The 9,727-nt window shown below is 62.7% G+C and carries 9 protein-coding genes and 1 pseudogene; 5 read left to right on the forward strand and 5 right to left on the reverse strand.

All coding sequences use genetic code 11. The features are described from left to right. Positions 1–85: 85 nt before the first annotated feature. The 4 genes from DES47_RS03805 to DES47_RS03820 form a co-directional block, all read right to left on the reverse strand. Positions 86–496 (reverse strand): DUF302 domain-containing protein, encoded by a 411-nt coding sequence (locus DES47_RS03805; RefSeq protein WP_133699306.1) that lies wholly within the window; start codon positions 494–496, stop codon positions 86–88. Positions 497–650: 154 nt separating this feature from the next. Further along, on the reverse strand, positions 651–1,007 hold the full coding sequence (locus tag DES47_RS03810) for a c-type cytochrome (protein ID WP_133699307.1): 357 nt from the start codon (positions 1,005–1,007) through the stop codon (positions 651–653). A gap of 63 nt (positions 1,008–1,070) precedes the next feature. After that, positions 1,071–1,289, reverse strand: a complete 219-nt coding sequence (locus DES47_RS03815; RefSeq protein WP_133699308.1) for a CsbD family protein — start codon at positions 1,287–1,289, stop codon at positions 1,071–1,073. A gap of 281 nt (positions 1,290–1,570) precedes the next feature. Further along, the gene (locus tag DES47_RS03820) at positions 1,571–2,770 is read right to left on the reverse strand and encodes an esterase/lipase family protein (RefSeq protein ID WP_133699309.1); all 1,200 of its coding nucleotides are present in this window, start codon (positions 2,768–2,770) and stop codon (positions 1,571–1,573) included. A 456-nt stretch (positions 2,771–3,226) separates the two neighbouring features. On the opposite strand from DES47_RS03820, the gene DES47_RS03825 reads away from it, so the two are divergent. Then, positions 3,227–3,928, forward strand: coding sequence for a VIT1/CCC1 transporter family protein (locus DES47_RS03825; protein WP_133699310.1), 702 nt, complete (start codon positions 3,227–3,229; stop codon positions 3,926–3,928). Between the two features lie 38 nt (positions 3,929–3,966). Here DES47_RS03825 and DES47_RS03830 read toward each other — a convergent pair. Beyond that, positions 3,967–4,681 (reverse strand): annotated as a pseudogene (locus tag DES47_RS03830) (Crp/Fnr family transcriptional regulator); the annotation flags it as partial. A gap of 875 nt (positions 4,682–5,556) precedes the next feature. Here DES47_RS03830 and DES47_RS29135 point away from each other — a divergent pair. The 4 genes from DES47_RS29135 (at position 5,557) to DES47_RS03850 (ending at position 9,680) form a co-directional block, all read left to right on the forward strand. Continuing rightward, entirely contained in the window at positions 5,557–6,216 is a 660-nt protein-coding gene (locus tag DES47_RS29135; protein WP_279537323.1) for an ice-binding family protein, read from the forward strand. Positions 6,217–6,831: 615 nt separating this feature from the next. Beyond that, positions 6,832–7,146, forward strand: coding sequence for a BON domain-containing protein (locus tag DES47_RS03840; RefSeq protein ID WP_133699312.1), 315 nt, complete (start codon positions 6,832–6,834; stop codon positions 7,144–7,146). Between the two features lie 17 nt (positions 7,147–7,163). Continuing rightward, positions 7,164–7,655 carry a hypothetical protein gene (locus DES47_RS03845; RefSeq protein ID WP_208114893.1) on the forward strand — a complete coding sequence of 164 codons (492 nt, stop codon included), beginning with the start codon at positions 7,164–7,166 and terminating at the stop codon, positions 7,653–7,655. A gap of 558 nt (positions 7,656–8,213) precedes the next feature. Then, positions 8,214–9,680, forward strand: coding sequence for a TolC family protein (locus tag DES47_RS03850; RefSeq protein WP_166651839.1), 1,467 nt, complete (start codon positions 8,214–8,216; stop codon positions 9,678–9,680). The last annotated feature ends 47 nt before the right edge of the window (positions 9,681–9,727 follow it).

The raw sequence follows: 9,727 nt of genomic DNA on the forward strand, positions 1-9,727 counted from the left end.
GAACCGGCGTGATGAAAGCACTTTAGGGGAGGTCTTGGGGCTGGACAGTGCGTTCGCGAACAGTCAGCAACGCGCACCTAGGCTTTCAGACCGAGGTGGGCGGGCTGCCGCCGAGACTCTGGCAAGCACGACGCAGTCGCTGCTCGGCCGCGTCGGCCACGGACTTGACCTCGGGCCGCCCGACCAGGTTCACCATGATCTGCGGGTCGAGAAATCCGACCACAACGCGCTCCGGTGCTTCCTCGCGTACGACCACGTTGCATGGCAGTAGCAGACCTATGTCGGGCACAGCCTGGAGGGCTTGATGCGCCAGCGGCGGATTGCAGGCACCAAGGATTCGGTATGCGGGCATATCCGCACCAAGCTTCTCCTTCATCGCGTGCTGCACGTCGATGTCGCTCAGTACGCCGAAGCCCTCAGCCTTCAATGCGGCAAGCGTCCTGGTCATGACCTCGTCGAACGACATGCCAGTCAGTGTGGTGGCAAATCCAAACATGGAAACCTCCGAGAAATATCAGGAAACCGGTGTCGAATTCAAGGGCGCGGACAACGCAACAAAGCCAATCGGTGGGCGGGTCAGCTTGATCCGCATCAATGCAATGAGAAGTCTGAGGCGAAAGCCTGTCACTTCATCAGCGTTCACAACCGGGCTAAGGGCGGCCAGATAGTCTGGACACCTCGCCGTTGATTTGGCTCGTCGACGAAATCGAGTCCTTCACTTCGAAGTGATAGACACTGTCGTTCAGATAGCGTGCCACGTCGAGTACGTCGTCCTCGCTCCAAACCAGCGAGGTCGCTAGCTGCCACCTGCGCACCTCGGCCCTGAGGCTCGTCCAGTCAGTGGCGGCTTTGCGTGACCGCCAATGCACCTGCGCTGTGTGGCAAGCGATGCAATGCGTCGAGTAGAGCATTTCGCCGCGGCTCTGAGCGCTTGCCGAAGTCACGACAACCGCGAGACCGAACGAACTGCCGGCGACCCAGCGCAATAGCGGTTGGAGTGCAGTCATTCATCCGCTCCCAGTGTGCAGCCGCGGTCCCGGAACTCGACGTAGGTGTGTGGGACCCATCCACTACTTCGTGAACCAAGAGTCGGTCGCCTTGCGCTCCCACTCGACCAGTTGTCTTTCGGCCTCGTCTTTCGCCACGCCATAGCGCTCCTGGATCTTGCCGGCCAGCTGATCTCGGCGACCGGCAACGACATCGAAGTCGTCATCCGTCAACTTACCCCACTGCTCCTTGGCTTTCCCCGTGACTTGCTTCCAGTTGCCCTGTATACGTTCCCAATTCATAGCATGCTCCTTCGGTGGTAGGTCCAATCGCGGTCTGCGCGCAGTGGCAGAGACAACCGGGTGGTCTTCAGACCGCATGACAAAATTTAGGCGGTGTGCCGCGCACGATCTGTGCGCGACCGCACATAGGGCAGCTCGTGAATTGATGTCGATCAACTTGCGACCATGTCCCCGGCACTGGGTGACGATGGCGCCAGAGACCTTTCGGCTGAGTCGAGAGGGGGCGATGAGACGATATGGGGCAGCCCTCTGGCTGCCGGTCGCGAATGGCAGCCTCTCAATCATGGCGAGCGCGGCTCGGACAGCCAAGTCTTTATGCGTTTGTATACCTCCGGCGAGGTCTGCAGTTCGAGGTGGTTCGTCTTGAGGGCCACCCACCGATGCTCTTCGGGAATGGGTAGTGCGTAGCGAGGGTCCGGGTGGAGGCCGAGTGCGCTGTCCAATGGAACCAGGCCATCACCAACCACTTGCGCCTGCATCGACTGATCTGTCGAACCAGCAACCGCCCCGATGACATAGGCCACTGTGCCCGCCGGCAACGACACCGGCGTGCGTGCGTCGGCGCGGACGGCGAACCGGTCCTGGTCCTTCCAGTCACTGTCGAGCAAGTTGCCGAATCGCAGGTCGGTGATGCCGGCGCTGCGCACCTGGCCCAGGCGCATGAACGGTTCGGTGTATGGGCTCAGTGAGAGCAGCAGGTTGAGCCGCTGGCCGCTCCGCTCGAGCGGTGCACCATGGTGCGGCGTACCAAGGAACACGACCTTGCCCACAAGGAGGGGCCATTCCAGTGAGGCCTGCACAGCCTGGTGCAAGGCACTGCGTGCGACCAGCCCGCCCATGCTGTGGGCGACGACGTCGATCGACTCCAGTGGCACGGGCCAGGCCCGAACCAATGCGTCCATCAGCGCCGCGAACTCACGCCCATTTGTGGAAATGTGGCGGCCGCTGTTGTAGTGCAGGTGGATCGGAGTAACGCCTAGGTCACGGCCCAGCGCGGCAGCAAAATCGGCACCGTGACGCGCCCATTGCAGGTCGCCCATGCACAGACCGTGCACCATGACCACGATCCTGCCGCTAGCGTTCGGCAGCGCCGCGGCCAGGGCCCCCGGCTCGAGTCGGAGCGCGACGCCGTCGCTGCGCAAACGCATCTTGATCGCAAGCGGGTTCGAGCGCGCCTCAAGCCAGTCCCCCATGATGCCGTTCAATGCCGCCAACAACGCCTCGTAACCGGGCCTGGTGCTTCGTTGAGCGAGCAAAGGCTCAAGCAGCGCCAACGCGATGTCAACCCCGTGGCCAACCACTTGGGTGAGACCGCGCGCCGCGGCGTAGAAAAGAGCCGTCACGCCCTTGGTACGGCCGGACAGCGGCGGTCGCGTCCCGGGTAGCCTGACGATACTGGCGTGCACAGACTCAACCAAGCCGGCCAAGCCGGCGACGGCCCCGACCGCCAGGCGACCGGCCCCGCGCAGATCGCCACCCATGGTGGGCTCTGGTGTCGGTTTGCGCGAATTGATGGTGCCCCCTTTACGAATGTCGAATACTGCATTCCGCAGCGCACGCGTTCACGCTACCGACGGTCTTGTCGCCGCGACTTGATCAAGCGCAAGACCGGACGGCTTGCCATTGGGGATATCACCTGGGGCGTCTAGGAAAGCAGCACACGAGGCAGTCGGTTCTCAATGATCGCCAACAAAGTTGATCTTCACGTCTGAGGCACCTGTCCTCATGGTGTCTTGACACGGTAAGGTTGAACAAGATGACTTTGAGGTGATAGTTCTTGCCTGCAGCCACGCGATCGACGATGCTGCAGATGAGCGCCCATAGGATCAAAGGTGGCACGGCACGCGTAGCTCTTGGACCATTTGCTGTCATGTGCCGCTTCCTTGGCGTGCACTTGCCTTTGCCACCTTTGTCAACGCCTTACGCTCCCATCTTTCATGAGATCGTCGAATCGTCACATTGAACGCCACCGCACCGAGCGCATCGGATGGCTGCGTGCTGCCGTGCTTGGCGCCAACGATGGCATCGTATCGACGGCCAGCCTCGTGGTCGGCGTGGCGGCGGCCGGCGCAAGTCACGGCAGCATCCTCCTGACTGGTGTCGCGGGATTGGTGGCCGGGGCGATGTCTATGGCCGCTGGTGAATACGTATCGGTTCACTCCCAGGCGGACACCGAAGACGCCGACCTGTCGCGCGAGCGCGCAGAACTCGAGGCGAACCCTCTGGCCGAGCAGCGTGAGTTGGCAGCCATCTATGTTGATCGAGGGCTGGAGCCGGCCCTGGCTCGGCAGGTGGCCGAACAGCTGATGGCGCATGACGCCATCGGAGCCCATGGGCGCGACGAACTCGGCATCTCTGAAGCGCACGTTGCCCGTCCGGTTCAGGCGGCTTTCGCCTCGTGCGCGAGCTTTGCCGCCGGTGCACTACTGCCAATGGCCGTTGCAGCCGCAGCGCCTGCCACGCAGGTGATTCCATGGACTGCCGGAATGTCTCTGGCATTTCTGGCTTTGTTGGGTGGCGTCGCGGCCAGGGCCGGGGGCGCTAGCGTCTTGGCAGGCGCATGGCGGGTCTTCTTTTGGGGCGCCCTGGCCATGGCGATTACCGCGGGGGTGGGAAGATTATTCGGCACCGTCGTTTGATTCCAAGGTCCCACCGTGCTCCATTGCGGGACTGGAGTGGCAACCCTTCCTGGAAGTAGCCGGTGGTATTCCCTTTCGACCACCGCATAGCACTCGCAGGTCCGCCGCTCCAGTCCTCTGCGGTCGAGCACCAGGATCCGCCCCCGCACGTAGTGGATCAGACCGAGCCGCTGCATGGCAAACGCGACTTCAGTCACGCCTTCGCGGCGTACGCCGAGCATATTGGCGATCAATCCCTGTGTCGCGACCACCTCGTTTCCCTGAGTTCGGTCCAGGCTCATGAGCAGCCAACGGCAATGCCGTTGATCGAGGGAATGGTGGCGGTTGCAGACTGCTGTCTGCGCCACCTGGTCAATCAAGGTCATGGTGTAGCGCAGCAACAGGTGTGTCGCCAGGGGGCCTCGGGCGATTTCGTCTCGCAGCGTCTCTGCCGGGAGCCCAAGCACCTCACCAGCTGTTCGCACGATCGCGCGACTGGGGGTAGATCCACCTCCCAGGAGCAGCTCGACGCCGACAAAGCCCTCATTGCCTACCATCGCAAGCATCCGTCGATGCGCCGTCTCCCGTCTCATAGACTAGGGAAACGATGGCCGTCGTTGGAAAGTACGCGTAGCCCATCAGGCTGCCCGATTCGTGCAGCGCCAAACCCTTCGGTACCTCGAAACGTTCAAGTCGTGGCAACCACCGCTGCAGCGTAGCCTCCGGCAGGCCATCGATCAGGTGGTTCGTGCTTGGTGGGAACGATATGCTCATCAAGCGACCCCCGTGACTTGTTTGGTTAGCCAACCGCATTCTGGTGGACTGAAATTCAGCCCCATTGATCGTTCGCAACGGACGCATCACCATGTGTGCACCGTCGACCAACAAGCCGGATCAACGGCGGGGACTGGGTCCTGTTGCGAGATTCGCTCTAGTTCAGAGTCAAGGCCTTCACTTCGGGCTGATGCTCTGGCACGCACTCAGAGGTGAGTGAACTTTCATTCGACGGCCCAGATAGCCCAACGGCAAGGATCACCAGCTCCCGCGCACACCCTTCTTCCTTGGCTCAGGGTGGCAAGGAGTCGGTGCAATGGCTGCAATCGGAGTGAGGCCCAGCGCAAGGCTAGTCCCACCAACGGCATTGGTCGACCACGCGCCCAAATGCCGCGTCCATTGACCCAGGTCAAAAGCGAGCGGGCGCTGTGTTCGCCAGCGTACAGAGGGGCACGTCCGCACCACCTAGATTCACGACAGGAAATCCTACGGCGCATGTAGGTGTCGGGACGGCTTCCGGACAATCAGTGGCGAGGCATCTTGACACTTTGCGACAGTTCGATCTCGGCACTGGCGGCACTGATCACGCTCGCTACGTCGGGCTGCACTGTTACACGCAACCAGGAAACCCTGGGGGGCGTATGTCGATGACACGGCCATCACCGTGACCGTCAAGGGCCGCTTTTCTCAATCTGGAGATCGTCATGAAATCCGCAAGCTTTCTTTCAACCCTTTCTCTGACGTTGGGCGCTGCGCTATGTAGCGCGACTCCGACATCGGCAGCGTCCTTTCTGGGATCGGCGCAGAGCTTTGCGGTATTGGGCTCTTCCACAGTGACCAACACCGGCTCAACCACGATCTGAGGCGACCTCGGGCTGTACCCCGGGACCTCGATCACCGGTCTCGGCAGCATCACCCTCACGGGGACGGTGCACCAGACCGATGCAGTCGCGGAGCAGGCTCAAAAGGATGCCACTGCGGCCTACATTGCGCTCGCCGGAATGCCGTCCACTGGCAACCTGACCGGCACGGATCTGGGTGGACTGACACTCACACCGGGTATCTACAGCTTCGACACAGCGGCACAGTTGACCGGGACATTGACACTCAACGCCATGCACGACGCCAACGCGCTGTTCGTGTTCAAGATCGGGAGTGCGCTCACCACCGCCAGCAGCGCGCAAGTGAACGTGATTGATGGCGGCACGAACACCGGTGTCTACTGGCGGGTGGGCACCTCCGCGACCCTGGGCACTGACACGCTGTTCGCTGGCAACATCATTGCGGATCAGAGCATCACACTCAATACGACCGCGAAGATTTTGTGCGGCAGGGCCTTGGCGCTCAACGGCGCGGTGACGCTGGATACGAACGCGATCTCCAATGATTGCTTCGGCGATGGTGCCATTGGAAGCGGACGCACCGACTACGGCAGCGGCGGCTTCAGCGGCGCGCCCGTTCCCGAGCCCGGTACATGGGCGCTGATGGGGCTGGGACTTGCCGGTCTTGGAGCGATGTCACGTCGAGCGAGGTGACGGCACGTTCAAGTCGTGGCAATCACCGATTTAGCGTGGCCTCCGGCAGCCAATTTACAAGGTGGTTCGTGCTTGGTGGCAACGATATGCACATCACACAGCTCCCGTGACTTTTTTGAACTCGCCACCCGCGTTTGTAGGTGGACCGGAACTCAGCTCCTGTGATCTTGCGCAACGTCCTGTGCTCCTCGTCCGTCGAGAAGGTGGAGATGCTGCGTGGGCGAATTCTTGCTGGATGCGCTCAAAGTCATGAGCCTCACGGATGCTGGAGCGTTGGCGCACAGTTGGTGCTGGGCAAACTTGCATGCGGCAGCCCAGATAGCCCGCCATCAACGAATTCCAGATCCTGCGCGCGAGCTTTGGGTCCGCGGCAACGGCCGCCGATGTGTCGTCGCAAACATTGTGATTGGAGTCAGCCCCCTCGCATAGCTGGCGCTACCGAGTAGCCGTGCCTTGCGCAAATCCAGCGTTGCTTGACGCAGGTCAAAAAGCATCAAGTTGCTATGTTCGGCACCGCACAGAGAAACGCCTCCGCGCCGCCTAGATTCAATGCAGAGAGGTTTCCGGCGAATGTGGCTGTCGGGTTGGCTTCCGGTCAAACAGTGGAGAAGCATCATGAGCGTTCGCAACACTTTAATCGCGGCGCAGGCGACATTGATCATGCTTGCTACCTCGGGCTGCGCCGTGACGCGCAACCAGGAAACCGTGGGCGCGTATGTCGATGACACCGCCATCACCATGGCCGTCAAGAGCCGCTTTGCTGACAACAAGGACGTTGATGCTTCCAGCATCTCTGTGGAAACGCTGAATGGAACCGTCATGCTTTCTGGCTTCGCCAAGAACATGAATGAGAAGACCATGGCCGAGGGCATTGCACGCAACGTCAAGGGCGTGAAGCAGGTGAAGAACCAAGTCGTCGTGCGCCCCTGAGGCTCGATATGATGAGAATGACCGAATCACCCCAGTCTCCCGTGATGACCTTTCGAGGTCGCTTTCGAGCAGCGTTCAGATTGATCGCACCGACCCCGCTGAAGACGCGCGCAATCATGCAGAGTGGGTCCTTGGTGCTGCCGTATCCCGCTGACGATGCGCTCACCCGCCGCAAGATCGAAGCCAGTTCACCGAACTGGCAATGCTGCACCGACTCCGACACCGGCCACATGCAGGTTGCAGGAGGCATTTCTTCCGAGGACTGGGATCTCCTCTTTCGAGCTGCGCTCGGCCTCCTGGCTCGTGTGGCAGTGGAGAAGTCTGACCTCGGGCGGGCAGGCATACAGCTTCAGGCGCCGGGCGCCGTGCTGCACGAGTGCTTGGATGCGTTGGATCAGCTACGCAGGTCAGTCCCTGCGGTTCAGCACCACCAGATGTTCGCGTCAGCCCCCATGGAGGAAGATGATTCGTCCCGTCTTCCCCCGTCCGCGCAAGAGTTTGAGAGGTGAGGCCAGAGCGCCTATGTCAATCGGACGCACGGGTTCAGGATTTACCCCTGCAATCGCCTTTACGGCACCTGCTCCTCGGTGATTGCATTGCTCTCCTGCCGAGTAGTTTGGCAGTTCGACCCAGAACCGCCTCGTTATGGCCTCATGCCCGCGATACCTCGTAGAGCCGACAGTTAAGCCAAAGCCAGTCGCTAGGCCTAATGAGTGTTTGTTGCCAGGCAGTGTGAACCCGTCCGGCGGTGGCCATCGGCTGCTGCCGCTGCGATGCCGCCCACCAGCCAGCCGCCTCGACCGACGGTAATACCCAAATCGCAGTTGCTCAAAGTCGCCGAGCGTCGGGTCTCCCTAACCTGTTTAGGCCGGCCAGCCCGCGCCGCCAGTACCTGAACTTCGACAAAGAACCACCGCCCTGGTTTTAGGCCATTGGCTCCCCGCAACGCGGGCCAATGGCTCCTCTGGGCCATGCGATTCGAAAGGGGTCTGAGCACACTGCTCACACCCGGAAATGGGGGTTTCCTTGCCCCTGCCATTCCTCCCTTTCGAAGCGCTCGCCCGACCATGAAATCACTGTCGCTGCTACTGCAACGCCTTGTCGCCACTGCGCTGATAGGCCTGACGATGACCGCGGCGGCGAGCGCCCAGTCGCTGGATCTGTGGCGCGTGCTGCCCGGCGAGCGGGGCATTCCGGTGATGCCGGGCGACGCCACCCCGGTGGGCGCCACCTGCGCTGACAACGACACGGCCGCCGCGCTCGCGGCGCCTCTGGCCCTGGCCGATGCGATCCGCATCGCGCTGTGCAGCAATCCGCGGGCGCGCCAGGCCTGGTTAGATGCCGCTGCCCAGGCGGCCACCGTGGGCCTGAGCAAGGCGGCTTACCTGCCCACCGTCAATGCCTCGCTCAGCAAGAGCTATGACGCGGTGCGCACGCCGGGCAGTTTCAACAGCCAGCGCAGCGGCAACCAGGTCCATGGTGCAAACCTGACCCTCAGCTGGCTATTGCTTGACAGCGGCGGCCGGGCGGCCAATGTGCGCCAGGCCGAGCAGAACCTGGCCGCGGCGATGGCCGGGCATGACGGGTTGCTGCAGTCGCTGTTCGTTGGCACGGCCCAGGCCTATTACGAGGCCGCGGCGGCCTCGGCCTCGGTGCGTGCCGCCCAGCAGGCCGAGGACACCGCCCGCGAGAGCGCGCAGGCCACAGAGACCAAGCTGCAGCTTGGCGCGGCCACGGTGGTGGACATGCTGCAGGCGCGCACCGCGCTGTCGCAGGCCACGCTGGCCCGGGTGCGGGTCGAGGGCCAGGCGCGCACCTCGCTGGGTGCGCTGGCCCATGTGATGGGCATCGATGTGCGCAGCCCGCTGCAGCTGGCTGCCGACGCGGATCTTGACCCGCTGGCCAGCACCGAGCGACCGGTGGCCGAAGACTATCTGCAACAGCTTGACAGCCTGATCAACGAGGCGCTGGCCGCGCATCCAACGCTGCTGGCCGCCCGCGCCCAGCTGGCCTCGGCCGAGGCGCGGCTGGAGGCGGTGCGCAGCGAGGGCTTTCCGTCGCTGACGCTGACGCACAGCAATTTCCGCAACGGCCGGCCGGGCAGCACGCTGCCGACATCGCTGACCTATGAACGCATCACCGCGGTGACCCTGAGCTTTCCGATCTTCGAGGGCCTGAGCCGCAACTACCGGATGCACGAGCAGCGCGCCGTGGTCGAGTCGCGCCGGGCCGATCTGGAGGGCGTGCGCTCGCAGGTGGCCTTCGAGGTCTGGCGGGCCTTCGAGGCGCTGCGCGTCGAGACCGGCAGCGTGGCCGCCTCGGCCGATCTGATGCGCAGCGCCCATGAGTCGCTGCTGGCCGCCAAGGCCCGCTATCAGGCGGGCGCGGCCCATACCGTCGATGTGCTGACGGCACAAAAAGATGAGGCCAACGCTCGCCAGGAGCGCATTGCCGCACTGGCCAGCTGGCGCACGTCCCGGCTGCGGCTGATCGCCGGCCTGGGTCGACTCGGTTTCTGGGCGCTGGGCGCCTGACGCATTCCACCAAATTCAAGACATCACCAGGGTAGAGGAAGAAACAA

The sequence above is a fragment of the Roseateles toxinivorans genome (assembly GCF_004362525.1).
GTDB lineage: Bacteria > Pseudomonadota > Gammaproteobacteria > Burkholderiales > Burkholderiaceae_C > Paucibacter > Paucibacter toxinivorans.

Bases quoted from the DNA above. Each gene is read 5' to 3' on its own strand.
- DES47_RS03805 (WP_133699306.1), bottom strand. From the start codon at position 496: ATGTTTGGATTTGCCACCACACTGACTGGCATGTCGTTCGACGAGGTC.
- DES47_RS03810 (WP_133699307.1), bottom strand. From the start codon at position 1,007: ATGACTGCACTCCAACCGCTATTGCGCTGGGTCGCCGGCAGTTCGTTC.
- DES47_RS03815 (WP_133699308.1), bottom strand. From the start codon at position 1,289: ATGAATTGGGAACGTATACAGGGCAACTGGAAGCAAGTCACGGGGAAA.
- DES47_RS03820 (WP_133699309.1), bottom strand. From the start codon at position 2,770: ATGGGTGGCGATCTGCGCGGGGCCGGTCGCCTGGCGGTCGGGGCCGTC.
- DES47_RS03825 (WP_133699310.1), top strand. From the start codon at position 3,227: ATGAGATCGTCGAATCGTCACATTGAACGCCACCGCACCGAGCGCATC.
- DES47_RS03840 (WP_133699312.1), top strand. From the start codon at position 6,832: ATGAGCGTTCGCAACACTTTAATCGCGGCGCAGGCGACATTGATCATG.
- DES47_RS03845 (WP_208114893.1), top strand. From the start codon at position 7,164: ATGACCGAATCACCCCAGTCTCCCGTGATGACCTTTCGAGGTCGCTTT.
- DES47_RS03850 (WP_166651839.1), top strand. From the start codon at position 8,214: ATGAAATCACTGTCGCTGCTACTGCAACGCCTTGTCGCCACTGCGCTG.